Here is a 26,036-nt window from a genome sequence, read left to right as displayed (position 1 = left end):
CGTGGCGTTCCGTCGCCTGCTCGGCTGGCCCGGTACCTCCGCGACCACGGACGGGCCGGACCGGTCCGCCGGAGCCGCGCCGAGCCTCCCGGTCGACACGTCGCTGGTGACGGAAGCCCCGCGACCGGACGCGGACGGCTTCGACGTCGTCGTGACCGTGGCCGAAGCCGCCTTCCGCACCGGCGCTCACCTGCCGCTGGTGCGCGCAGCCCGCGTCGCCGGCGCCCGTGTCGTGGTCGTGAGCCCGTACGACGTGCACGCCGGCCCGCAGAGCACGTACCCGCCGGTCGTCGCGGGGGACGACCACGACGTGGCCCGGGCCACCGTCGCCGCCACGTGGGGCGGCGCGGTCGCCGCCGCTCGCCCGCGGCTGCGGTCGGCGGTCGTCGTCGTGCAGGACGCCGGCATCCTCCTGTCGGAGGATGCCCTCCTCCGATTGGCGGCAGCCGTCGTCCGATCAGACGATGGCGACCAGGACCGCCGGGAGGCAGTGGTCGCCCTGCCCGTCGTCCGGACCGGTGACGACGTGGTCGCCAGTGCCGGCGCGGTGCTGGTCCGCGGGACCGCCCCGGTCGCGTCGCTGCTCCGCGGACACCCGTACGAGGACGTCGAGCCGCTCGACGGAGCGCGCGTCTTCGCCGCCGACGAGCCCTGCTTCGCCGTCCGCACCGCCGCGCTCGCGGTGCCCGTCGTCACCGTCGACACCCGCACCGCGGTCGCCCGCCTGACCCGCGACTCCGCGGATGCCGGCGGTGGGGACTGCGTCGTGCTGCCACTCGGTCGCGTGTACCGGACGTCGGTACTGCGCGAACGGCGCTACGACACGCACGCCGCCGACGCGCTCACGGTGTGGCGGGACCGGGCCGACGACACCGTCGTCACGACCCTCGCCCGGCTGGGACTGGAACCCGGCGTCCCGGCGGCGGACCCGGTCGGCGCACCCGTCGCGCTCCGCGAGCCGGTCGTCCGGGCGGAGTGGCTCCGCACCGTCGACCGCGGCGACCGGCTCCGCTGGTCCGTCCGGATCGCTGCTCACCCGGGCCCCCGCGGGGACGACTGGGGCGACACGTTCTTCGCGCGCGACCTCGCCGCGGCGCTCCGCTCCCTCGGCCAGGACGTCGTGGTCGACCACCGTGAGTCCCACGTGCGCCCGTTCTCCGAGCACCTGGACGACGTCGCGCTGACGCTCCGCGGCCTCGACGACACCCCGGTGCACCCCACCGCCACCAACGTCCTCTGGGTGATCTCGCACCCCGACCTCGTGACCGCTGCTGAGCTCGCGCGGTACGACCTGCGCTTCGCAGCGGGGCCGGTCTGGGCGACGCGGGTGACGGCGGAGACCGGACTCGGCGTCGAACCGCTGCTGCAGGCGACGGACCCCGCACGGTTCCACCCGGGGCCGGTCGACCCGGCCTTCCCGGACCTCGACACCGCGTTCGTGGGCAAGACCCGGCGGGTGTTCCGGCCCGTCGTGCGCGACGCCTTCGACGCCGGTGTCGACCTCGCCGTGTGGGGCGAGGGATGGGAGTCCCTGCTCCCCGACGGCGTCCACCGCGGCGTGTTCGTGCCGAACGACCAGCTGCCGGCGCTCTACCGCAGCGCGCGGGTGGTCCTCAACGACCACTGGGACGACATGGCACGGGACGGCTTCGTGTCGAACCGGCTGTTCGACGCGGCGGCGTCCGGCGCCCTGGTCGTCACCGACCCGGTGCCGGGCGTCGCGGAGCTGTTCCACGGCGCGGTGCGGCCGTACGGCAGCGTCGAGGAGCTGCGCGAGCTGGTCCGGCTGGGGGAGTCGGCGTCCGAGGCGGACCGTGCGGCGCGCGGGGCCCGGATCGGCGCGGAGCACGCGTTCCTGCGACGGGCGGAGACGCTGCTCGACGCGGTGCGGCGGGAGCGCGCGCGGCGCTGACGGTACCGCGGGTGCTGCTCGGACTGATCCAGGGCTCAGCGGCTGCGGAGCCGGCGTGCCAGGGCGGCCGCGCGGTCCGCGAGCTGCACGACGCGACGGTTCCGCTGCGCCTCGGCCTCGCGCCGGAAGCCCTCGGCCCGGTCGCGCTCGAACTGCACCGTCGACCGCAGGGTGTCCGCCGTCGCCTCGCCCGCGCGGACGGCGTCCTCGAGGGCCTCGATGCGACGGTCGCGGGCGACCACCGCACGCCCGACGGTCTGGAGTCGGCGGACCTCGGCCGGAGCGACCAGGGGGTCGGCCTCGCCGTCGAGTGCCGTCGAGCCGGCCCGGCGTAGCACCTCTGCGATGCCGTCGTCACGCGTGAAAGACCCGACCGCGGCCTCGTCGTCCGTGACGAAGCGCAGGGAGAACACCGCCTGCAGGAGCCCCTCGCGCAGACGGCGGTAGTCGGTCATGCCGTGGTGACGTGGGCTCGGGGTGAGCTCGGGGTTCGCCTCGTAGGCCCGCCCGCTGACCTCGACGCGGTGCTCGTACTGCTTCCACGAGCGCCACGGCAGGTGCAGGACCTCGAGCGCGAGCTCCTCGGGCACGGGCGCGCCGTTCGCGACGCTCGCGCGGTGGTTGCCCTGGACGACGGTGACCCCGGGGTCGCCGACGTGCACGGTGTTCGGCGTCGGCGGCGCGGCGAGACCGGCGTCGCGGAGCTCGTCCGCCGTGCGCTCGTCACGCCAGTGCAGCCGCTCGATGCCGGCCCCTGACCGCGCCATCCGCCCGGTCAGGTTGACGACCGGCACGAAGAACGCACCGATGACCGGGTCGAGCCGTTCGAAGACCTGGCGGACGGTGAGCGAGCGGTCCACCGGCAGGACGAACTCGTCGGCGTCGGCGTTGACGACCCAGTCGGCGTGGTGCACGGCCGCGGCGTCGCGGGCCATGCCGGTGACGACGGTGCCCTGCTGCTTGCGGTGCACCGGGTCATGGCGGAGGTCGACCGTGACGTCCGTGCGCGCGGCGAAGGCGGCGAGCAGCTCGGCGGTGCCGTCGACGGAGCCGTTGTCGGTGATCACGAAGACGTCGAACCCCTGCGCCACGTGGTGGTCGAGCCAGGCAGGGAGGACGTCCGCTTCGTCGCGGACCATCAGGGTGACGGCGAGGATCATGTGCTGCGCTCCGGGTCGGGGAGGGGAGAGACGGGTTCGGGTTCGTGCGCGGTTCGGGTTCGCTGCGAGGCTACCGGGTCAGCGGGTGTGGGTGGCGCGGGCGCGGATCGCCAGTGCCGCCCGGAGGGCCACCCGGAGCGGCCAGAGCCACCACGCCGAGTACTTCTGCGCCAGGAAGCGGTACGCGCTCTCGTGGTGGGCGCGCCGCATCCGCTCCGAGGACCCCTGCGTCGCCGTGCCGCCCACGTGGGTCGCCGTCGCCGCGGGCTCGTACACGTTGCGCAGGCCGAGGCGGCCGATCCGCCAGCCGAGGTCGACGTCCTCGAAGTACATGAAGTACCCCTCGTCGAAGCCGCCGAGCCGGTCGAGGACGTCGCGACGGACGAGCACGCAGGCACCGGACAGCCAGCCCGCGTCGCGTCGAGCGGAGTGGTCGCCGTCCTGCCGGTAGCGCTTCGTCCAGGGGTTGCCCTGCCACACGTTGGCGAACACGGCGTGGCCGAGTCCCGTGCGGAGCGACGGCAGCAGGCGTGCGGAGGGGTAGACGTCGCCGTTCGGCTCGAGCAGCTTCGGACCGACGGCACCGATCGTCGGGTCGGCCCTGGCGGTGTCGAGCATCCGGTCGAGGGCGTTCGGTTCGAGCACGACGTCCGGGTTCGACACGAGCACCCACCGGACGTCGGGGTCGAGCGTGGCGACGGCCCGGTTGACGGCGCCGCCGTAGCCGAGGTTCGCGCCGACCGCCACGAAGCGGGCGCCCGCCGCCTCGGTGACCTCGCGGAGGTGCGCCGCGCTCGCGGAGTCGTTGTCGGCGACGACCACCTCGACGTCGTCGTCGCTCGCGCGGGCGGTCGACGCCAGGAACGGCGGCAGGACGTCGTCGGAGTTGTACGAGACCGTGACGATCGCGGTGCGGTCCTCCCGCGTGCCGGTCATGCGTAGACCTCGACGTGCCGCTCGGCGCAGGCAGCCCAGGTGAACCCCGCCGCGCGTCGTCCGGCACGGGCGATGCGGTCGGCGCGCGCGGCACGTGCGGCCGGCTCGTCGGCGAGCATCGTGGCGAGGGCGTCCTGGATCGGGACGGCGTCCGGGTCGGTGTAGGTCACGGTGTCGCCGCCGACCTCGGGGATCGCCAGGCGGTCGGTCGTCAGGACGTCGGCACCGGAGGCCATGGCCTCGAGCACGGGCAGGCCGAAGCCCTCGGCGATGCTCGGGTAGACGACGGCGCGGGAGCCGCCGAGGAAGGCGCGGAGCTCCTCGAGCGGCAGGTAGCCGAGGTACCGGAGCGGCGCCCCGGGGTGGTCGCCCGCGCGCTCGAGCAGTGCCCTGGCGGTGTCGTCCCAACCGAAGCCGCCCGCGACGAGCAGCGGCGGTGTGGCCGGCTCGGCGGCGGTCAGCGCGGTGTGGGCGGCGATGAGCTCGGGGAGGCGCTTGCGCGGCTCGACGGTGCCGAGGAACGCGATCCAGTCGTCGCCGTCGGCCATGCCGTGCGCGGCGCGGAAGGCGCGGAGCTCGTCGTCGGTCGGCGGGTGGAAGACCCCACGGTCCACGCCGAGGTGCGCGACCACCGTGGGACGTCGGGGACGACCGGCCAGGCGGTCGAGCTCGGCGACCGTGGCGGCGCTCGGGGCGATCGTCGCCCGGGCGAGACGCCGTGCCAGGCGGGTCCACGCGCGGAAGAACCGGACCTTCAGCGCAGAGTGTGCGCCGGGGTCGGAGAAGAAGGTGGCGTCGTGCAGGGTGACCACCGTGCGTGCCGCGTGCAGCACCGGGAACGTGTAGTGCGGGCTGTGCAGGACGTCCGCCCCGACGCGGCGCAGCATGCCGGGCAGGCCGAGCTGCTCCCACACCAGGCGCAGCGGCCGTGACGACGTCCACGTGGGCGCCGGGTGGTACCGGTGCGTCGGCGCGGTGTCACGGAGCCACGCGAGGTCGGCGGGCTTCACGACCACGTCGACGCGGACGTCGAGCGCCGCGAGCCCGTCGAGCAGCCCGGCGATGTAGCGGGCGACGCCGCCGCGGTTCGGCGGCACGGACGTCGCGTCGACGAGCACGGGGAGTGCCCGCACGTCAGCCCTTGACCTGGCGCTCGGTGCTCCGCGTCCAGGCGATGCCGGACTGGCGGTCCTCGTCGACCACGGTGAAGCGGGCGGCCTCACGCTGGATGACGATGTGCTCGCCGGTGGCCTTCGCCAGGAACACGTGCACGAAGTACGCGCCACCGCCGAGTCGCACGTCCGTCAGCCGCCACTCGACGGTCGCCGTGCCGTTCAGCGGGTCGTGCTTCGTCTCGAGCTGCCGGCTGTCCACGCCGAACGCGGGGTGGCCGAACTGGTTCTCGATCTTGATGCCGGCGCGCCACTCGGGCAGCGGGGTCGTGTGCGAGAAAGTCGCGCGCACGACGAGGTCGTCACCGGGGCGGTGGTCCTCGCCCGGGGCGCGGCCCGGGATCTCCAGTTCGACGTGCTCGACCTTGCCGGGGTTGGCGTCCTCTTCGGGGTGCGATGCCTCGGCCTCGGCGACACGACGGCCCTCGAGGATCTCGCGGAAGTTCTTCACCGCGAGGCGGGCGGACCCCTGGAACATCACCTCGCCGTGGTGCAGCACCACGGCGGAGTCGCAGAGTTCCTGCACCTGACCGAGCGAGTGGCTGACGAGGATGATCGTGCGGCCCTGCGCCTGGAACTCGCGGATCTTGTCGAGGCACTTCTTCTGGAACTGCTCGTCACCGACGGCCAGGACCTCGTCGACGAGCAGGACGTCCGGGTCGGTGTTGATCGCGACGGCGAAGGCCAGTCGGACGTACATGCCCGACGAGTAGAACTTCACCTGCGTGTCGATGAAGTCGCCGATGCCGGAGAACTGCAGGATGTCGGCGAACCGGGCCTCGGTCTCCTCCTGCGACTGGCCGAGGATCGCCGCGTTCAGGTAGACGTTCTCGCGGCCGGTCAGGTCGGGGTGGAAGCCGGCACCGAGCTCGATGAGCGCGGCCAGGCGGCCACGGCGTTCGACGCTCCCGGACGTCGGCTCGAGGATGCCGCCGATGGTCTTCAGCAACGTCGACTTGCCGGAACCGTTCGGACCGAGCAGGCCGATCGTGGTGCCGGCCGGGATGTCGAGGCTGATGTCCTTCAGCGCCCAGAAGTCCTCGCTGTGCCGGCGTCCGGCACGGCCGAGCGTGACGATGCGCTCCTTGAGCGAGTTGTCCTTACGGATCGTGAAGCGCTTCGAGACGTTCCTCACCGTCACGACGGCGGGGGCGTCGGAGAACGGGGAACGGGTCTCCTGCGTGAGGCTGTTGTCGATGCTCATCGGGTCAGATCTCCTGGGCGAAGTTGCCCTGCAGCTTGGCGAACACGCGCTGGCACACGAGGAGTGCGACCAGGCCGACGAGCGCGGCGATGACGAGTCGGAGCAGCAGGTGTCCCGGGTACTCGGCGTCCGGGCCGGCGGTCCAGAAGGCACGGTGGATGCCGAGGACGGCGAGGGTGATCGGGTTCGACGTGTAGAGGGCGAGCAGCCACTCGGGGGCGCGGGAGGCGACCATCTGCCAGCTGTAGACGATCGGCGAGCCCCACATGAGCAGGAGCACCAGGACCTCCACGAGGTACTGCATGTCCCGCAGGTACACGTTCGCCGCGGCGAGCAGGAGCGCGAGTGCGGTCGCCCAGATCAGGACGACGAGCGTGGCGGGGATGAAGTAGAGCAGGTCCAGGCGGACCCAGGCGAAGCCGCTCTGCAGGATCGCCGCGGCGAGCAGCACGATGAGCTGCACGCCGAAGTTGAACAGCGCCGCACCCACGCTGGCCAGGGGGTAGATCTCCCGCGGCAGGTAGACCTTCTTGATCAGGCCGCCGTTGGACACGATGGACGCCGTGCCCGATGCGACGATCTCACTGAACAGCCCGTACAGGGTCAGTCCGGAGAACACGTAGATGGCGAACTCCGGGATGTTGCGCGACGCCTGCAGGATCTCGCCGAGGACGTAGTAGTAGATCGCCAGCTGCACGAGCGGTCGGATGAGCGTCCACGCGAAGCCGAGTGCGCTGTCCTTGTACCGCGACTTCAGGTCGCGGCGGATCAGCAGGTCGAGCAGCTGTCGATGCGCGAAGATCTCGCGGATCGACCCGAGGACTGCCGTGGCGGGACGGCCCGCGGGGACCATCCGTTCCTGCCGGAGGCGGTCGAACCGCTCGGTGACGATGTTGCTCAAAGGGGATCCTTCAGTTTCGACGCGGGAGACGGGTCACTGTACCTCGGTGACCGGGGGCCACCGCCGGACGTCAGCGCCCGTTCTTGCTCTCGCGCATGATGCGCACGCGGTTCTGCACCTTGTCCCGGAGCCCGGTCATGCCGTGCTCGCGGAGGTACCAGGTGGCCAGGCGGACGTCGCGGGACAGCCCGTGGCGGCTGTTCGCGATCTGGTGGAACTGCATCTCCCGCTGGCGGGCCGGGCTGAGGGCCACGCGCGGACGGCCACCGGCGGCGACGGACCCGGCGGGCACCGCGGCCTCGTGGGCGCGGTCGGCGGCGACGGTCGGGTCCTTGCAGAACTCGACGAGCGGGGCCAGGGCACGCTCCCAGGTGAAGTCCTGGCGGACGCGGCTGACGGCGTCCCGCGCGGCCTGGGCGGCCTCGGGGTCGTACAGCATCGACTCGAGTGCGGCGGCGAGGGCGTCCACGTCGCGCTCGTGGACGGCGACGCCCATGCCCTCGGCGGCGACGAGGTCACCGAAGCTGTCGCCGTCGGTCGTCACGATGGGCAGGTTCGCCCACATGTAGTCGAGGATGCGCGTGCGGAACGAGAACGTGGTCTCGATGTGCGCGAAGTGCGTTGACACGCCGGCGTCGGCCTCGAGCAGGTAGTTCTGGCGGTCGTCGAGCGCGACCCACTGCTCGTTGAAGAACACGTGCTTGCCGGTCAGGCCCAGCTCCGCGCTGATGCGCCGGGTCTCGGCGACGATCGCCATCTCCGGGACGTCGGGGTTCGGGTGTGCCACCCCGAGGAAGAACAGGCGGATGTCGTCGTGCGTCTCGGCGACCTTCGCGATGGCGCGCACCAGCGACGGGGTGTCGAACCAGTTGTAGATGCCGCCGCCCCAGATGACGACCTTGTCGTCCTCGCCGATGCCGGGCGTGACGCCGCGGATGGCCTTGCGCGTGTGCTCGGGCGGCGTGGAGTCCATGCCGAACGGGGCGATCGCGATGAGCTTGTTCAGGTTGTCGTCGGCGAGGTAGTTGTCCGGGTTCACGCGACCGACCGCCGCGAGCTGCCCGAGCCAGAACAGCCGCTGCCGCTCGGAGGCGCAGAGGAAGAAGTCGCCGCGCTCGAGCTGGGCGTTGATCACCTCGGTGGTGGAGGTGACCTGGTTGCGCCAGCCGACGTCGCCGTTGTCGCGGGCCTGCTCGAGCTGCTCGAGGTGCATCGGGTCGTACAGGTCGACGACCATGATCTTGTTCGAGCGCTGCAGCGTCGTGAAGTGGTGGAGCGCGTAGCCCTGGAAGAAGATGACGTCGGCCCACTCCTCGTGGTCCTTCATCGCCCGCTCGTGCTGCAGCGGGACCCGGATGACCTCGAAGCGGTCCGACTTGCGGTTCGCCACGTTCCAGGTCACCAGGCGGACGTCGTTGTGCTCGCTGAGCGACTCGGCGATCTTCCACGCGCGCATCCCCGGGCCGGCCATCTTCTCGCCGAGGGCGTCGCCGGTGATGACGAGCACGCGGTTGCGGTGCATCGGCTGCTCGACGTCGAAGGCCTGGATGATCGCCTGGTAGCCCTCGAGGAAGTAGCCGTCCTCGAAGAGCGGCTTGAAGGCGTCCCCGAACAGGCGGAAGACCTCCTTGTCCGTCTTGACGCGCTGCCCCTGGATGCGGCGGCGGTCCTCGGAGAGCCGGGGGAGGTCGGTGACGAACTGGTCGAGCGCGTAGAGCCCCGCGACGGTCTCCTTCGACATCGGCGTCGTCGGGTCGAACTCGTCCGGGGCGCCGGTGAAGTGGCGGATGTCGAACTCGGACGAGTCGCGACCGCTCTTCGCCACCGCGCGGCGGGCGAGCAGGGCGAGGGCAGCCGGCAGGAACACGCCGAGGTTCTCGTCGGAGAGGTTCTTGTAGAGCAGGTGCAGGGCGTTCCGCTCGAGCAGGTACATCTCGCGGTGGTCGCCGAACGACTTCATCGAGCCGTGGTGCTTGTGGAACACGACCGAGCGCGGGGCGAACCGGACGCGGTAGCCGAGCAGGTTGAGGCGCCAGCCGAGGTCCACGTCGTCGTAGAACATGAACAGGCCCTCATCGAACCCGCCGACCTCGAGGAAGACGTCGCGCCGGACGAAGAGCGCCGAACCGGTGCCGAAGAGCAGGTCGCGCGGCTCGTCGAACCGGCCGTCGTCGAGCTCGGCGATGTGGTTCTTGTAGCCCATCCCGAACCAGCTGAGGCCCGACTCGACGAAGTCGATCGTCTTGCCCTCCCAGTCCAGGACCTTGCTCGCCACGGCGGCGACGCGGGGGCTCGGGGCGAACCCGGCGATGCCCTCCCGCACCCAGGCCACGTCGGGCTTGGCGTCGTTGTTGAGGAACGCCACGACGTCACCGCTGGCCTCGCGTGCACCGAGGTTGCTGCCGCCGGTGAAGCCGAGGTTCTCGGGGGAGACGATGATCTTCACGTTCGCCTGAGCACCGAGCGCCGCGCGGAGCCGGGCCTCGCTGTCGTCGCCGGAGCCGTTCTCGACGACGACGATCTCCAGGCGGTCCGCCGGCCAGTCGACCTCGCTGAGCCGCGCGATGCACTCGAGGGTGTCGTCGGTCCCGCGGAAGTTGATGACGACGACGGACACGCGAGGCGCGAAGGTTGACACGGACGAACTCCATACGTCGGCTGGCGATGACGCCCCGGAAGGCGGGCCTCACTATACCGACGCGTCCTGGTGGTCGCGGGGCCTGGGACACTGGCGGGGTGGACGCCTCCGTGATCATCATCGACTGGCACCAGCCCGCCCTCACCCGCCGGGCGATCGAGTCCGTGCTGTCGCAGCGCGTCGACGCCGAGACCGAGGTGGTCCTCGTCGTGAACGAGGCCGACGACGCCACCATCGCCTCCTACCGCGCCGACCACCCCGGCATCGTCGTGGTCCCCGAGCCGACGAACTCGGGCTTCGCGGGCGGTGTCGCCCGGGGGATCCGCGCGGCCTCCGGCGAGGTGCTCGTGCTCCTCAACAACGACGCCGTCGCCGACCACGGGTTCCTGGACCGCGGACTCGCCGCGCTCGCCGCCGGCGGCCCGCGGACGGCCGCGGTCGCCGCGACCGCCGTGCTCGAGGGCGGGTTCGCCCCGGTCCCCGAGGGCGCCGCGCGCGCGGACGACGACCTGGTCGCCGTCGACGGCCGACGCTGGCGCCGCACCGAGACCGGCGGGCAGACGCTGGTGAACGGGACCGGCGTCGTCCTCGACCGCAACGGCAACGGGCACGACCGCGACTGGCTGCGCCCGATCGACGCGGCCCCGGAGCACGCACCGCTGTTCGGCTTCTCCGGCGGTGCGGCGTTCCTGCGTCGGGACGCGCTGGCCGAGGTCGGCGGCTTCGACGAGTCCCTCTTCATGTACTACGAGGACCTCGACGTCGCGTGGCGGCTCCGGCTCGCCGGCTACACGATCGGCGCGGCACCGGACGCCGTGGTCGTGCACCGGCACGCCGCCAGCTCCGGCAGCGACGCACCGCTCGTCCGCTTCCAGAGCATGCGGAACCGGCTCGCCGTCACCGCCCGCAACGGCTCCGGCCGGATGCTCGCCCGCGTGGCGGCGCGCACCGCCGTGCGCCTGGTGCGCGACCTGCTCCGTCCCGGTGCCGCGCAGCTCACGCCGGCAGCGTGGCGGCGACTCGTCCTGGAGGCCCCTTCCGTCCTCCGCCGCGCCCGTCGCCTCCGTCGCGGCGACGGTCACGGCAGCGCGGTGCGTCGACACGTCGAGGCCACCGCGACGACCGCCGCCTGAGCGCCGTCTCAGGTCGCGGCCCTGGAGGCGGCCACCGGCGGTCCGCAGCGTCCGTGCCGGACCCGGGCCGGGCCTCCCGTTCGGGGGTGCGTCTGGGGGCTGTGTAACCACTGTGACGGAGGTAGTCTGCTGAGACACGTGTGTCGCGGCCGCGAACCAGGGGTCGGCCGTGCAACCACGCTCGTGCACCGGTTTCCCACACCCCGTCGCCGCCCCCGGAAAGGCCCCCCGACGTGAAGAAGGTCCTCGCCATCGCCGCGAGCGTGCTCGCCGTCGCGAGCGTGCTGGTCGGATTGCAGATCACCGCACCGTCCGCCGACCAGCCGAGCGCCAGCGCGCTCAGCGGGTCCACGTTCAACGCCGGCAACATCATCTCCGACGCGAACTTCTACGACGGCAACGCCATGAGCGCCACCGCCGTGCAGGCGTTCCTGGACACCCAGATCGGCGCGTGCGCGTCGAGCTCGTGCCTGAACGTCGGACGCTTCAGCATGAACTCCCGGGGCAGCGACCCGATGTGCTCCGCCCTGAGCGGTGGCACGTCCCTGTCGGCCGCGGTGATCATCACCCGCGTCGCCACGGCCTGCGGGATCAGTCCGAAGGTGATCATGGTCACGCTCCAAAAGGAGCAGACGCTGATCAACGGCGGTGTCGCCAGGAACCCCTCGGCCGCTCGGCTCGAGCGTGCGATGGGCTACGCCTGCCCCGACAACGTCGGCGGGCACTGCGACCCCGCGTACGCGGGCGTCGGCAACCAGATCTACTGGTCGGCCTGGCAGTGGAAGCGCTACGGCAACCCGGCTGGCACCAGCAACTACTTCACCTGGTTCAACCCGGGCGGCAACCGGGCGATCCAGTACAACGTCCCGGTCAGCTGCGGCACCAAGTCCGTCCCCGTGCAGAACAAGGCCACGGCCGCGCTGTACTACTACACGCCGTACACCCCCAACACGGCGGCGCTGAGCAACCTCTACGGCACGGGGGACTCCTGCTCCGCCTACGGCAACCGGAACTTCTGGCGGCTCTACACCGACTGGTTCGGGTCGACCACCGGTGCGACGACCACCGCGAAGGGCAACCTCGACGCGGTCACCGCCACGTACAACGCGATCACGGTGTCCGGCTGGGCACTCGACACCACCACGACCGCGAGCACGCGCGTCGTCGTCACGGTCGCCGGTGCCTCCACCTCGATCGCGGCGAACGCCACGCGGGCGGACGTCGGCTCCGCGTACGGGCTCGGGTCCAAGCACGGGTTCAGCCGGACGATCTCGGCGCACTCGGGCACCCAGCAGGTCTGCGTCGTGGCGAAGTCGGCCAACGGCAAGACCAGCGCCGACCTCGGCTGCAAGACCGTGACGATCGCCGACGGCTCGCCGTTCGGCACCCTCGACTCCGCGACCGCGAACCAGGGCGGCACGCTCAGCGTCCGTGGTTGGGCGATCGACCCGGAGACGGCGTCCTCGATCGGGGTTCGTGTCTACGTCGACGGCAAGTACGTCACGCGGGTCGCGGCGAACCAGGCGCGCTCCGACGTGGCCGCGGCCTACCCGAAGTCGGGGGCGGCCCACGGCTACGCCACCACCTTCGCGGCGACCGCCGGGTCCCACCAGATCTGTGTCCGGGGCGTCAACGTCAAGGCAGGGTCCGACAAGCAGGTCGGCAGCTGCAAGCGGCTGACGGTCGCCGGGTCGAACCCGGTCGGCGCGATCACCGCCATCGCGACGACGTCGAGCTCCATCCGCGTGCAGGGCTGGGCCATCGACGGTGACCGGCTCGACCCGATCGCCGTCTGGGTCAGCATCGACGGCCAGCGGCACGGCATCATGGCAGACCGCGCCCGACAGAGCGTCGCCACGACCTACCCGGCATGGGGCGCATCGCACGGCTTCTCCGGCACGTGGAAGGCGTCGATCGGCAAGCACGAGGTCTGCGTCACGGCGCGGAACGTCGGTGCCGGCACCGGTGACGTCTCCGTCGGCTGCAAGACCGTCGCCGTCACGAACGCCAGGCCGATCGGCAGCCTCGACGCCGTCAAGGGCGTCTCGGGCGGCGTCCAGGTGAGCGGCTGGGCCCTCGACCAGGACACCCCGGCCGTGTCGATCCCCGTCGACGTGTACGTCGACAGCGTCGGCAAGCGCGTCACCGCCACCCGCGCACGGGTGGACGTCGGCTCGGCGCACGCCGGGGCCGGTGACCTGCACGGGTACTCGTTGAAGCTGCCCGCGAAGGCCGGGTCGCACAAGGTGTGCGCCTACGCCATCGACTCGCAGGACGGGCCGAACGCGACGCTCGGCTGCACCACGGTCACGACCCCGAAGTAGCGGGACGGCAGCGATCGACGCCAGCGCTCGGTGGTCCGTCGCCACCGGGCGCTGGCGTCGTCCTGCCTGTCTGGGACTGCCTGCCTGTGCCTGTCCGTCTGTCTGTGCCTGCCTGTCCGGTGTGGCACTCGGCGTCAGGGACGCACCCCTGTGAGAGGATCGTCCGGTGCTCGAGACCAGTCCGCCCGACCAGGGCACGGCAGCCCTCGCGAGCCCCGACCGTGCCGGATCCGTCCGCCGTCGCCGCGCGCTCGCCGTCGTCGTCCCCGTCGTCCTCTGGGTCGTCATCGCCGCGGCCGGCTGGCTGCGCCTGACCCGGCAGGTCCGGAACACGGTCTGGGCGGAGGACGGCAAGGTCTTCCTCGAGGAGCAGTACGACCTCGGCGTGCTCGGCGCCCTCTTCCACGACTACGCGGGGTACCTCCACGTGGTCCCGCGTCTGCTGGTCGCGGTCGCGTCGCACGTCGCGTCCGTGGACCGCTTCGCCGTCACGGTCTCGATCCTCTGCGTGCTGGTGACCGCCGCGGTGGGCGCGGGCGTGTACGTCCTGACCGAGGGCGTCCTCCGGTCCGTCGTTGCGCGGGTGCTCCTCGCCTTCGTCCCGACGCTCCTGCCGCTCGGGCCGATGGAGATCCAGGCGAACGCGGCGAACCTGCACTGGTTCCTGATGTTCCTGATGCCGTTCATGCTGCTGACCCCGGTGCGGTCGTGGACGAAGGGCATCGTGCTCGGCATCGTCGCGCTGCTGTGTGGACTGACCGAGATCCAGGTCGTCGCGTTCTTCCCCCTGTTCTTCCTCGGCATCAGGAACCGGCACCGCTGGCCGGTCATCGCCGGCGCGTTCATCGGCGGCGCGGCGCAGGTCGTCACGACGCTGATGCACCCCCGCGCCCCCGCCTCGGTGCCGCACAACTCCGTGCTCGACATGGTGCTCGGGTACATCGTGCAGCCGTTCGGCGGGACGTTCACGTGGAGCATGCCCACCATCGGCCGCCTGATCGCCGAGCACGGCGTCGTGGTCGTCGTGCTGCCGTTCGTGGTCGTCCTGCTGCTCGTCGCCGCCGGCTTCTGGGCCGGGCTCGGGTCGCAGCGCTGGACGCTCGCCGCCATGATCTGGGGATCCGCCGCCGTCTGGTTCGGCGCCGTCCTGCTCAACCCGAACGAGATGCTCGCCTTCGCGCACTTCGACGACGACCAGTGGCGGGGTATCTGGACCTTCCGCTACAGCGCTGCCGGCTCCATGTACGTCCTCGCGGGGATCGTCGTCGTCGCCGATGTGTTCCTCGCCCGTCGTCGCCTCGCCCTCCGCGTGGTCGGCCTCGTCACCGCGGTCGTCGTGGTCGCGCTCTTCGCGCTGAACTTCTCGATGGACAAGGCGAACCGGCAGGGCGGCCCGTTCTGGGAGCAGCAGGTCGAGTCCTCCCAGACCGATGCCACGTGTGCCGCGGCGCCCGACGGCAACGCGACCATCGAGATCGCCCCGGGCCCGCAGTGGGCCGTCACCGTGCCCTGTGCCCTGATCGACGGGGGTGCCGCGCGCTGAGCGCGGTGACCACCGGACACCGAGAGAACCACCATGAGCGAACCCTCCCAGCCCACCGTCCTCGTCATCGTGCCGACGTACAACGAGGCCGAGAACATCCACGACATCGCGGGGCGCGTCCTCAGCACCGTCCCCGCCGCGCACCTGCTCGTGGTCGACGACGGCAGCCCCGACGGCACCGGTGACCTCGTCGACGAGCTCGCGGCCACCGACGACCGCGTGCACCTGATGCGCCGCTCCGGCAAGCTCGGCCTGGGGACGGCGTACGTCGCCGGGTTCCGCTGGGGGCTGGAGCGCGGCTACGACCTGCTCGTGGAGATGGACGCGGACGGCTCCCACCCCGCCGACCGGCTGCCGGCGCTCATCGCGGCCGTCGCCGACGCCGAGCCCGCGGCGAACGTCATGCTCGCGATCGGGTCGCGCTGGATCGAGGGTGGCTCCGTCGTCGACTGGCCCAAGCACCGCGAGCTGCTCAGCCGCGGCGGCAACGGGTACGCGCGGATCATGCTCGGGCTCGACGTGCACGACATCACGGCGGGCTTCCGGGTGTACCGCGCCGACGCGATCGCGAAGATGGAGCTCGACGCCGTCGACTCGAAGGGCTACTGCTTCCAGGTCGACATGACCCTCCGCGTGCACGACCTCGGCGGTCGCATCGTCGAGGTGCCCATCCGCTTCCGCGACCGCATCCACGGGGTGTCGAAGATGAGCCAGGCGATCGTCGTCGAGGCGATGCTGCGCACGACCCAGTGGGGATTGCAGCGCCGGTTCGGTCGGCGCCGCTCGACCGCCCCGAAGCGCGGCTGACCGGTCGCGACACCCCGCGCAGGTCCGCCGAGCGGTCCGTGGTCGTGTCGCGTCGCTCGCGAGCGGTCGCGACACCCCGCTCAGGTCCGCCGAGCGGTCGCGTCCCGTCGCTCGAGTGCGTCGCGAACGACGTCGTGTGGCCGCTCGGCGATGCCAATGCGGTGTGTCGTGGCCGCTCGGCGTCGCTGAGGTCGCACTTCGTGTCGCCTCGTCGCCCGGTGACCCGACACGGCGTGCGACTTCAGCGCTGGTCGCGTGGCGGGCCGACGGGTCGCGTTCCGTCGTGACCCGCCGCCGGACGGGAGGCTCGCTGCCGGTCCGGTGACGAGCCTCCAGTCCGGCGGTCCCCGCCCTGGTCTCGGCGAGGGAGCGGATCTACCCACAACGGCTGCGATGGGAAGCGAGATCGCGCGTCGAGGGTCGGAAGGAACGACCTGCTACGTGCGAAACGACCTGCTACGCGCGGGACGACCTGCGCTACGCGGGGGCGGGGGCGGGGCCAGGGGCAGAGGCGGGGGCGGGGGCAGGCGCAGGCGCGGACGCGGGCCCCCGCACCGCACTGTCACTGCGCAGGAACACCACCACGAGCGCGACGAGCAGGGCTGCCCGGCCCCAGATGCCGACCGCGAGCGCCTGGTCCGCCCACGTCGTGGCCGTCTGGCCGATCGCGCCGTAGTACTGCGTCCGGAACCAGCCGACGTTCGCGGCGAGGTCGACGACCAGGTAGCTCGTGACCCACCAGCCGCCGACGCGGAGCAGCACGAAGAACGGCAGCAGCCACAGCACGTACTGCAGCGAGTCGACCTTGTTGCACACGATGTACGCCGCCAGCAGCGCCGCCGAGGACTGCAGCCACGGCGTCGTCCCACGGCGGAGCGCGATGACGACGGTGGCGACGAGGACCCCGACAACGGCGAGGGCGGTCGCGGCGGTCGAGAGCTCCGTCATCCGGTGCTGGAAGCCCGCGTCCCCGCTCGACGACCATGGCAGCAGCCCCCAGTACCAGACGGACAGCGTGGACGCCCCGGTGGCCCGCTCGGCCTGGAACCGGATCGGCGCGAGCCACCCCGCCGGGTTCGCCAGCGCCAGGGGCACGTTCGCGAGCACGGGGACCAGCACGCCGGCCCCGAGCGCCGCGGCCGCGTGGCCGACGCGGGTGCGCAGCGGCCGGGGGCGGTCCAGGAGCGCGGCGAGCACGACCGGTGCGACGAACATCAGCGGGTAGAGCTTGAACGCGGCGCCCGTGCCGAACGCCAGACCGGCGAGCACCAGGCGCACCACGGGTCGGTCGGCCAACCGCGGGCTCGTCATCGCGAGGACGCCGAGCACGGTGCAGAGGACCGGCAGCAGGTCCCAGTTGTAGACGGCGTAGAGCGCCAGCGGCGGGGTCGCGGCGAACAGCCACGCGCGCCGGCCGGCCAGCCGCACGAGCAGGAGCGTGACGACGACGGCGAGGACCGCAGCGACCACGGCGGTCAGGACGAGGTAGGCCCGTGCCGAGTCGACCGGCAGCGCGGTGAGCCAGATCCAGAGACCGCCGAGCGTCGGGTACTCCACCGCGCCGCCCTGCAGGTCGGGCGGGTCGCTGGTGTACGTCCCGTTGAGGTAGGGGAGCACGTGCGCGCCGAGGTCGCGGGCGTTCCACAGCGCGGCGACGTCGGACCAGCAGCCGGTCCGACCGATGAGCTCGGCGCGCGTGGTGCCCATCGGGGCGGGGACGGTGCACGGCAGCTTCACGAGCAGGTCGAACCCGGTCAGCAGCACCGCGACCAGGCACAGGACGACCCGTTCGACCAGGCCCGGTCGTGTCTCAGCCACGGGGGAGCCGCCGTCGCCAGGAGCGTCGTCGAGCCGCGATCACGAGCACGGCGGTGAAGACCATGAGCCCGGCACCGTGGAGCAGGTAGCTCTCTGCGGTGCTCGTCACCGCGAGCAGCACGAGCACCGCGGCCGGCCACACGTAGGCCACCCCGGGGAACGTGGTCGCCGTCAGCCACGCCCGCGCGAACGCGAGCACCGCGGCGCCGAGCAGGATGAGCATGCCGGCGAGCCCGATCTGCAACCAGGCGTCGACGAACGCGTTGAGCGCCGAGGGGTACGGCAGGCCGTCGGGTGCCAGGACGACGTCGAACGGCACCAGCTGCTCGACGGGCCAGGTGCCGACCCACCCCCAGCCCTGGATCGGGTACTGCTCGATGAGCCCCCGCAGCTGCGACCAGAGCGACAGCCGCGACGCACTCCCGCCGGCAGCGCCGATCTCCGAGAGGATCCGGTGCCGGGCGAGCACCGCCACGACACCGACCACCACGACGAAGACCCCGAGCACGCCGTTCACCACCGGCCGGGTCCGCGGTTGGGCGTGCCGGAGCGCCCACAGCGCCAGGGCGGTGACGGCGAGGGCGATCATCGCGAGTCCGGTGATGGGGGACTGCACGAGCATGAGCGCGATGACGGCCAGCGCCGTCGACCCGATCGCCCGCCACATCGTCACCGACCGGGTGAGGAACTCCACGACGAAGGTCACCAGGGCGACCGCGGCGACGAACCCCATGAAGTTGCGCGTGCCGCCGATGCCCTGGATGGGACCGCCGTACGCGATGTCCCCGCGGATGCCGAAGCCGGGGATGGGGACGTCGAGCACCAGCCCGGACAGGACCTCGAGCCCGAGGGCCACGACGAGCAGGATGCGGAAGGCGTCCCCGGCGGCGCGGATCACCTGCACGAGGTCACGGCCGAGCGCCAGGTACAGCCCGAGCCCGATGAAGCCGACCGTCGCCACGAAGCCGCGTAGCGCGACCCACGAGTACTCGCTCCACAGCACGCTGAGCGCGCAGTACCCGACGAAGGCGAGCAGGGAGAGCGGCAGCACGCCGTGCCACTCGATGCGGTAGCGCTGCCCGAGCAGGCTGAGACCGCCCAGGACGACGAGGGTCACCAGGACTGCCCAGGTGCCGGCCGAGCCGACGAGCGCCCGAACGGTCGGCTCGCCGAACGCGAAGAGCAGCATCACGGTCGCGAGCGCCTGGCTGAACCGCCCACCGGCCGAGAACCCGATCCAGGCGGACAGGTACCGCCGCGCGAGCGCGCGCCTGGTCACCCTGCCGTCCGTCACCCGACCATCTTGGACCACGCGGCCGGTCGCCCGCCCCGCGGTGCCGGTGCGTCGACATCGCGGAGCGCGATGTCTCCGATATCGTCGATCCGCGATGACACGGACGACGACGAGGCTCCGCACCGTCCTCGGCGTGGTCGTGATCGCCCTGGCCGCGACGGCGACGGCCTGGGTCCGTCTGGGACCCGTCAGCCGTGGCACCGGCTGGGCCGAGGACACCGGGCTGTTCTTCCGCGAGCACCTGGCGCTCGGCCCCCTCGGCAGCCTGTTCCACCCCTACGCCGGGTACCTGCACCTCGTGCCCCGCCTCGTGGTCGACGCCGCGTTCGCGCTGCCGATCGACCGCTACGCCCTGACCGTCTCCCTGGTCTGCTGCGCCCTGGTCGGCGTGGTCTGCGCCGCGCTGTTCGTGCTCGCCCGCGACGTCGTCCGCCCGTGGCCGCTCCGCCTGGTGCTCGCCGCCGTCCCGGTCCTGCTGCCGAGTGCGCCGTGGGAGGTCACCGGGAACGCCGCCAACCTGCACACCTTCGCCCTCGTGCTGTCCCCGTGGCTCTTCGCGTACCGCGCCAGGACCCGGTGGGGCGCCGCGCTCGCCGCCGTCGCCGCGGTCCTGGTCACCTGCACGGAGATCCAGGCCGTCCTGTTCCTGCCGCTGCTCGTGGTCGCGTGGCTGCCGCTCCGGCAGGCCGGGCGGGTGCGGCTCCTCGCGCTCCCCGTGACGCTCGCGGCGCTCGCCGGGGGCGCCGCCCAGGTCGTCACCGCGCTGACGACCGAACGCACGTCGACCCCGGGGGACCCGAGCCTCGTGGACGTCGTGGCGGGGTACCTGTTCACCGTCGTCGGCGGCATCTGGTCCGCGGACGTCGGTGCCGTCGGGCGTGCGGTCGTCGCGGACGGGTGGGTCGTCCTGGTGGTGCCGACGGTCCTGCTGCTCGCCGTGCTGGTGGTCGCGACGATCTGCGCCCGCTGGCGCGGCCGCGTGCTCCTGGTCGCGCTGCCGGTCGGGTCCGCCGTCGTCTGGGGTGCCGCGATGGTGGCCAACGCCTCGGCCGACGCCGCGTGGTCCAGCGCCGACCCCGCGGTGCTGACCGGGGCGACGCCGTCCCGCTACGCCGCGGCTGCCGGCCTGCTCCTGACGAGTGCGGTGGTCGTCGCGGCGGCGACGCTGGTGGACCCCGGCCGTCGTGCAGCCCGGCAGCCGTCCGACCCGGTGCGGCTCGACCGGACGGGAGGCCCGGCCCGCGCCGTGCGCGCCGGGACCGGTTGGCTCGTGGTCGCCCTGGTGGTCACGGCGTGGGTCGGTGCCGCTGCACCCGGTCCGACGACGCGGGACGGCGGGCCCGAGTGGCAGCCGCAGTTCCGCGACGCCAGGGCGGCCTGCCGTGCGGACCCCGACCGGCGGACCGTGCTCGTGCGGACGGCGCCGTGGAGCGCCCGCGTGCCGTGCACCCTCGTGCTCCGCGACGGCTGATCCCGACCGCGGGACGGAGCGGAGCGGTCAGCGGGTGGCGGACCCGCGGAACTCGCGCTTGGCCAGGGGCGTGCGGGGCCCGTCGCCGACCGAGACGGGTTCCTCGCCCGCCAGCACGATGCGCGACTTGATCGCGATGAGCGCGAACAGCACCCAGTTGCCCTGGTAGAGCAGCCGCGACTCCGCGACCGACTGCACCAGGAGCGCGGCGACGACGAGCAGCGGCAGGAGCGTGACCGGGTCGAAGCGGCGCGGCTGCAGGCTGGCGTCGTAGCCGATCCTCGTGGCGCAGGACCACGAGCGGTTCAGCGTGGTCAGCACGTACACCGCGAACAGGACCAGCCCGACGATGCCGGTCTGCATCCACACGTCGAGGTAGGCGTCGTGCGCCTGCAGGTACGTCACGCCGTTGCGCGGCGCGAGGTCGGCCAGCTCGTGGATGCTCGGCCACCAGTAGCCGATCCAGCCGAGACCGAGGACGGGGTGTTCGTGGACCTGCCCGAGGACGGCCGTCCAGATCTCGCCGCGACCGGTGAAGTCGGGGCTCTTGCCGAGGACCCCCGCCACGACGCCGCGCGACAGGACGCCGACGACCACGACGACGATGGCTACTCCCGCGATCGCGAGGTACCTCGGCGTCCGGCGTTCGGTCGGCACGCGCCGGATGACCAGGGCAGCCAGGAGCACGAGGGCGACGACCACGGCGGCGACCACGACGGTCGAGGAGCGGGTCAGCACGAACACGACGGCAGCGACGACGAGCCAGCCGATCGCCTGGTTCCGGCGCAGCCGGCCCTCGGCGAGCTGCAGGGCCACGGCGATGGCGGCCAGCAGCGCGACCATGGCGAGCAGGTTGGCGTTGCCGGGCAGCCCCTGGATGCGGCCACCGGTGAACAGCTCGGCGCGGGAGAAGTAGAAGGCGTCGGGGATCTTCCGGTCGCCGTAGTGGGTCCAGATCGGCGCGATGGGGTGCCGCACGACGATCGCCACGACCGCCTCGAACACCAGGGACAGGCCGAGGACCCACCGGAACGCCAGGCTGATCGCGTCGAGCACCCGGCGCCAGGTCAGGCCGGAGGCGATCGCGAACGCCACGAGGGCGCAGAGGACCTGCGCGACGAGGCTCGCGATCGTGGCGAAGCGCCAGTGCGACCAGACGACCGACACCAGGCACCAGGCCAGGAAGAACCAGAGGGACCGCGGCGTCCGGCGGATGGTCGGTCGGGCCCGGACGACGATCGCGACGCCCCAGGCGCCCTCGAGCGCCCAGACGACCGCGGCGCCGTACCAGGTGAGCATGTTCGGGAGGGCGTCCCCGGCGAACAGCGTGAAGAGCACGGCGGTGGCGAAGGCGAAGACCTCGCGCTCGGGAACGGAGCCGCGCGCCAGGGGCCAGGTGTTCGTCACGAGGACAGGCTAACGCCCGGGGACGGCAGCGCTCACCGTCCGCCCGACTCCAGCGCTCGCGCGATCCGCGCCCCGAGGTACGGCGCGAGCGTCGTGGCGTAGGTCGCGGTGAGGTGGGTCGGGTCCCGGTGCACGACGACACCGCCGACGACCGCGGGGCAGCTGGTCGCGGTGCAGTACCAGTCGGTCATGTCGACGTACCTGGCCTTGTCGCCGATCGCGGCGACCGCCTGCTCGGACCCGTCGAAGGACGCCGTCGCCTGGTCGCGGGGGAAGTCGCACGACGTGGTCGTCGGACCCTGCATCAGCGCGAGGCAGTCGAGGGTGTCGTCCCGCGCGACGGGGTTGTCCCGGATCGCCACGACGGGCACGCCGCGGTCCGTCGCCGCGCGCCAGGCGCCGACGAGCCCGTCGACGACGACCTGGTCGTTCGTGCTGCCCGCCGGCACGACGACCGGGCTCTTCGTCGTGGCGTGGGTGACGACGACCCCGTCGAGCTCGTCGGCGTGCGCCCCGATCCAGGCGGTGGCCGCCCGCTTCCAGCCCTGGCAGGTGTCGGTGTAGGCCTGCGACGGAGCCCACTGCTCGGCGGTCGTGAGGTAGCACCCGATGTGCCCGGCGACGTCGATGCGCCAGTGCCGCTGCTCGGCGATCGCGCGGTACGCGGTCATCAGGGCGTTGTTGTGCGAGTCACCGACGGCCAGCAGGTGCTTCCGGTAGCCCTTCTCAGGTCCCATTGAGCAGACGTTGAAGTCCGCCGTGCGGTTCGACCAGCACGCGCCGCTGTTTGCGTCGTCCTTCGCCGCCGCGGCGGGCGCCGGCACGCGCACGTCGGCGAGGCGGGGGTTGACGCACGGGTCGGCCGACCCGATCCGGGCGGCGGCGCCGAAGCAGTCGACGTCCCCGGTCTGCAGCCGCTCCTGGAACGCCGCTGCCTGCGTCTGCTGCACCTGGAGCGCCCCCAGGGTGGACGCCCCGAGCGCCACGACCAGGACGGTGCTGAGCAGGCCGTACACCGCGACGCGGCGCGGTCGGAGCGCCAGCACCCACGGCGAGGAGCGCAGCGGTTCCTCGACGAGCAGCGTCGTCACCGCGGCGACGACGAGCGAGCCGACGAGCACCACGAGCTTCGTCCTGGTGCCGAGGGGGTGCCCGACGACCATCGGCAGCAGCACCACGGCGGGCCAGTGCCAGAGGTACACGGCGTAGGAGATCCGGCCGAGGAAGGCGACGGGTGCGACGCGACCGAGCACCGCGAGGCCGGAGTGTCCGCCGAGCAGCACCACGAGCGCCGCCCCGACGACCGGCAGCAGGGCCGCGGTGCCGGGGAACGGGGTCGCCGGGGTGATCGCCCACAGGGCCGCCAGCAGCAGGACGAGACCCAGCCACGAGCCTCCAGACCGGACCAGGCGGGCCACGCGCGTGCGGGGAGCCGACAGCACCAGGGTGGAGGCGAGCCCGCCGAGTGCGAACTCCCAGGCCCTGGTCGCCGTCGAGAAGTAGGCGATGCCGGGCGCGGTCCGCGTCTCGACGACGCACCAGACGAGCGAGACGACCACGACCGCGCCGAGCAGCACACGGGCCGTCCGCACGGGCGAGTGCCAGCGCGTCCGGCGCAGGACGAGGCCCACCAGCACGAGCACCAGCGGGAGGGCGATGTAGAACTGCTCCTCGACCGAGAGCGACCAGAAGTGCTGGAACGGGGAGGGCTGGTTGTCCGAGGCGAGGTAGTCGACCGAATCGGACGCGAGCTGCCAGTTCTGGACGTAGACGGTCGAGGCGATGAGCTCACGGCCGTACTGGCCCCACAGCGTGCTCGGGACGGCGAGCAGCACCGCGGTGCCCGTGGCGAGCAGGGTCAGGAACGCCCCGGGGAGCAGGCGCTTCGCCCGTCGCGCCCAGAAGCGGCCGAGGGCGATCCGTCCGGTCGCCACCTGTTCGCGGAGCAGGTGCCCGGTGATGAGGTAGCCGGAGATGACGAAGAACACGTCGACGCCGACGAAGCCGCCGGGCAGCCGGTTCGGCCACAGGTGGTACAGGACCACGGCGAGGACGGCGAAGGCACGCAGGCCCTGGATGTCCCAGCGGGTGCCGGTGTGGGTGCCGGCGCTGGTGCTGGTCGTGCTCGCGCTGGTCGTGCCCGCGCTGGCGACCGTCCGGGACGGGGTCATCGAGCGGACTCCGCGAGCGCGTCGCGGATGCCGCGCTCCAGGAACGGCCGGAGCGTCTTGGCGAAGGTGTTCGTGATGTGGGTCTTGTCGCGGTAGACCAGCACGCCGCCGATCACCGCCGGGCAGGTCGTCGTGTCGCAGTACCGGTCGCTGAGGTCGATGACGTGGGCCTTCGACCCGACGCGGGCGGCGGCGCGCTCCGAGCCCTCGAAGGGGGCGAAGCCGGCGCTGCGGGTCTGGTCGCACTCGGACGTGGTCGCGCCGTGCATCTTCCCGACGCACGTCACGATGCCCGGCGCGGGGATCGGGTTGTCCCGCACGGCGATGACGGGGACACCGGCCGCGGTCGCCGTGCGCCAGGCCTTGACGAGGCCGTCAACGGTGGCGTCCTCGGCGTTCTCGTCCGTCGTCGCGAGGACCGGCCTGGACGTCGCCGAGTGCGTCACGAGGACCGCGGACAGGTCCGTCGCGTGGCTGCGGACGAAGGACATCGCCTTCCCCTTCCACGTGTCGCAGCTCTGCTGGAGCCCCTGGCTCGGTGCGGACTGCTCGGCCGCGGTGAAGTAGCAGCTCGGGTGGCCGGCGACGTCGATGCGCCAGTTGTTCCGCTTCGCGATCCGCTCGTAGACGTCGATGAGGGCGTTGTTGTGCGAGTCACCCATCGCGATGAAGTACCGGTCGTAGCCGCTGGTCGGACCGAGCGTGCAGCGGGCGAACTGGCCGCCGCCGTCGGACCAGCACGCGTCGCGGTTCGCGTCGTCGCGGCGGGCGATGGTGGCAGCCGGCACCCGCACTTCGGCGAGGGCCCGGTTCACACAGGGGTCGTCCGAGCCGATGGCGGCCGCGGCGCCGAAGCACCGGACGTCGCCGCGGGTCAGGCTGGTCGCGAACTGCTCGGCCTGCGCCTGCTGCACGTGCAGGCTGGTCAGCGTGCCGACACCGAGCGACGCCACGAGGGCGGTGACGACGACGCCGACCAGCGCGACGCGTCGAGGCCGCCAGGAGCGGACGCGGTGGTGGAACCGCAGGGGCTCCTCGACGAGCATCGTCGACAGGCTGCCGACGACGACCGCGCCGAGCAGGATCCCGACCTTCTCCGGCGACGTCAGCGGGTGGCCGGTGACGAACGGCACGATCACGACCGCCGGCCAGTGCCAGAGGTAGACCGCGTAGGAGATCCGGCCGAGGTGGGCGACCGGGGTCACGCGGCCGATCGCCTCGAGTTCCGTCCCGGCGCCGAACAGCACCACGAGGGCGGCACCGGCGACGGGCAGCAGGGCGATCGAGCCGGGGAACGGCAGGTCCGGGGTGACCAGCCAGAGCGACACGACGAGCAGCGCCGCGCCGAGCCACGCGCCGAGGAGCCGCGTGGTCCTGGCAGCGGTGGTGCGCGCCACCGGGAACCGCACGGTCGAGGCCAGCCCGCCGAGCGCGAACTCCCACGCCCTGGTCGCCGTCGAGAAGTACGCGACCCCCGGCGTGGTGTCGGTCTGCACGACGCACCACACGAACGACAGGACCACGACCGAGCCGAGCATCACCCGGACGACCGTCACCGCGCTCGCCCGCCGACGCACCAGCCAGAGCACCACGATGAGGAGGACGGGGAGGGCGATGTAGAACTGCTCCTCGACCGAGAGCGACCAGAAGTGCTGGAACGGCGACGCCTGGTTGTCCGACGCCAGGTAGTCCACCGAGTCCGCGGCGAGCTGCCAGTTCTGCACGTAGACGGTCGACGCGATCAGCTCGCGGCCGTACTGGCCCCACAGCGCGCTCGGGACGAACGCGAGCACCGCGCCACCGGTCGCCAGGATCGCCAGGAACGCCCCCGGGAGCAGGCGCTTCGCCCGCCGGGCCCAGAAGGACGCCAGGGCGACCCGTCCCGTCCGGTGCACCTCGCGGAGCAGGTGGCCGGTGATGAGGTACCCGGAGATGACGAAGAACACGTCGACGCCGACGAAGCCGCCGGGCAGCCGGTTCGGCCACAGGTGGTAGACGACCACGGCGAGGACGGCGAAGGCCCGGAGCCCCTGGACGTCCCAGCGGGTGGTGTCGCGGATCCGCGGACGCGTGGGCGCAGTCGTGGTGGCGTCGGGCGCGACGAGCGGAGCGGACATCCCGGAAAGTCTATGTATCGCGGATCGT

At 72.4% G+C, this 26,036-nt stretch carries 17 protein-coding genes; 6 read left to right on the top strand and 11 right to left on the bottom strand.

Features of this window, described 5'->3' with window-relative positions:
• Position 1: 1 nt before the first annotated feature.
• Positions 2-1,912 carry a glycosyltransferase gene (locus BIU98_RS03440; protein WP_071271491.1) on the top strand — a complete coding sequence of 637 codons (1,911 nt, stop codon included), beginning with the start codon at positions 2-4 and terminating at the stop codon, positions 1,910-1,912.
• Between the two features lie 35 nt (positions 1,913-1,947).
• Here BIU98_RS03440 and BIU98_RS03435 read toward each other — a convergent pair whose 3' ends face one another.
• From BIU98_RS03435 to BIU98_RS03410, 6 genes are all read right to left on the bottom strand, one after another.
• Positions 1,948-3,072, bottom strand: coding sequence for a glycosyltransferase family 2 protein (locus BIU98_RS03435; RefSeq protein WP_071271488.1), 1,125 nt, complete (start codon positions 3,070-3,072; stop codon positions 1,948-1,950).
• Positions 3,073-3,150: 78 nt separating this feature from the next.
• Positions 3,151-4,008: a glycosyltransferase family 2 protein gene (locus BIU98_RS03430; protein WP_071271485.1), complete on the bottom strand. Its 858-nt coding sequence runs from the start codon at positions 4,006-4,008 to the stop codon at positions 3,151-3,153.
• Positions 4,005-5,141: a glycosyltransferase family 1 protein gene (locus BIU98_RS03425; protein ID WP_083392931.1), complete on the bottom strand. Its 1,137-nt coding sequence runs from the start codon at positions 5,139-5,141 to the stop codon at positions 4,005-4,007. Before BIU98_RS03425 ends, BIU98_RS03430 begins: the two co-directional genes overlap by 4 nt.
• Position 5,142: 1 nt before the next feature.
• Positions 5,143-6,384 (bottom strand): ABC transporter ATP-binding protein, encoded by a 1,242-nt coding sequence (locus BIU98_RS03420; protein ID WP_071271482.1) that lies wholly within the window; start codon positions 6,382-6,384, stop codon positions 5,143-5,145.
• A gap of 4 nt (positions 6,385-6,388) precedes the next feature.
• Entirely contained in the window at positions 6,389-7,285 is an 897-nt protein-coding gene (locus BIU98_RS03415; protein WP_254787780.1) for an ABC transporter permease, read from the bottom strand.
• A 70-nt stretch (positions 7,286-7,355) separates the two neighbouring features.
• Positions 7,356-9,923, bottom strand: coding sequence for a glycosyltransferase (locus BIU98_RS03410; protein ID WP_083392930.1), 2,568 nt, complete (start codon positions 9,921-9,923; stop codon positions 7,356-7,358).
• 98 nt (positions 9,924-10,021) lie between these two features.
• Between BIU98_RS03410 and BIU98_RS03405 the strand changes: the two genes are divergently transcribed.
• The 4 genes from BIU98_RS03405 (at position 10,022) to BIU98_RS03390 (ending at position 15,730) form a co-directional block, all read left to right on the top strand.
• Complete coding sequence (locus tag BIU98_RS03405; RefSeq protein WP_071271476.1) at positions 10,022-11,056, top strand: glycosyltransferase family 2 protein; 1,035 nt, start codon at positions 10,022-10,024, stop codon at positions 11,054-11,056.
• Between the two features lie 233 nt (positions 11,057-11,289).
• The gene (locus BIU98_RS03400) at positions 11,290-13,380 is read left to right on the top strand and encodes a hypothetical protein (protein ID WP_071271473.1); all 2,091 of its coding nucleotides are present in this window, start codon (positions 11,290-11,292) and stop codon (positions 13,378-13,380) included.
• Positions 13,381-13,546: 166 nt separating this feature from the next.
• Complete coding sequence (locus BIU98_RS03395) at positions 13,547-14,923, top strand: hypothetical protein (protein WP_071271470.1); 1,377 nt, start codon at positions 13,547-13,549, stop codon at positions 14,921-14,923.
• A gap of 33 nt (positions 14,924-14,956) precedes the next feature.
• Positions 14,957-15,730: a polyprenol monophosphomannose synthase gene (locus tag BIU98_RS03390; RefSeq protein WP_071271467.1), complete on the top strand. Its 774-nt coding sequence runs from the start codon at positions 14,957-14,959 to the stop codon at positions 15,728-15,730.
• 477 nt (positions 15,731-16,207) lie between these two features.
• Here the strand turns inward: BIU98_RS03390 and BIU98_RS03385 are convergent, their stop codons facing one another.
• Together BIU98_RS03385 and BIU98_RS03380 are read right to left on the bottom strand one after the other, a co-directional pair.
• A complete protein-coding gene (locus BIU98_RS03385; protein ID WP_071271464.1) occupies positions 16,208-17,548 on the bottom strand; it encodes a hypothetical protein in 1,341 nt (446 codons plus the stop codon).
• Positions 17,541-18,842: an O-antigen ligase gene (locus BIU98_RS03380; RefSeq protein ID WP_139200540.1), complete on the bottom strand. Its 1,302-nt coding sequence runs from the start codon at positions 18,840-18,842 to the stop codon at positions 17,541-17,543. The genes BIU98_RS03385 and BIU98_RS03380 overlap by 8 nt, the downstream gene beginning before the upstream one ends.
• A gap of 94 nt (positions 18,843-18,936) precedes the next feature.
• On the opposite strand from BIU98_RS03380, the gene BIU98_RS03375 reads away from it, so the two are divergent.
• A complete protein-coding gene (locus BIU98_RS03375; RefSeq protein ID WP_071271461.1) occupies positions 18,937-20,313 on the top strand; it encodes a hypothetical protein in 1,377 nt (458 codons plus the stop codon).
• Between the two features lie 27 nt (positions 20,314-20,340).
• Here BIU98_RS03375 and BIU98_RS03370 read toward each other — a convergent pair whose 3' ends face one another.
• From BIU98_RS03370 to BIU98_RS03360, 3 genes are read right to left on the bottom strand one after another with little or no spacing between them, the layout of a single operon-like run.
• On the bottom strand, positions 20,341-21,720 hold the full coding sequence (locus BIU98_RS03370; protein WP_071271458.1) for an O-antigen ligase: 1,380 nt from the start codon (positions 21,718-21,720) through the stop codon (positions 20,341-20,343).
• Between the two features lie 32 nt (positions 21,721-21,752).
• Positions 21,753-23,891, bottom strand: coding sequence for an acyltransferase family protein (locus BIU98_RS03365; RefSeq protein ID WP_071271455.1), 2,139 nt, complete (start codon positions 23,889-23,891; stop codon positions 21,753-21,755).
• The gene (locus BIU98_RS03360; RefSeq protein WP_071271452.1) at positions 23,888-26,008 is read right to left on the bottom strand and encodes an acyltransferase family protein; all 2,121 of its coding nucleotides are present in this window, start codon (positions 26,006-26,008) and stop codon (positions 23,888-23,890) included. The genes BIU98_RS03365 and BIU98_RS03360 overlap by 4 nt, the downstream gene beginning before the upstream one ends.
• Between the last annotated feature and the right edge of the window lie 28 nt (positions 26,009-26,036).

It is taken from the genome of Curtobacterium sp. MMLR14_010, from assembly GCF_001865015.1.
Lineage (GTDB): Bacteria > Actinomycetota > Actinomycetes > Actinomycetales > Microbacteriaceae > Curtobacterium.
The sequence above is the reverse complement of the archived record's forward strand: the minus strand, read 5'-3'. Positions and strand labels throughout refer to the sequence as shown.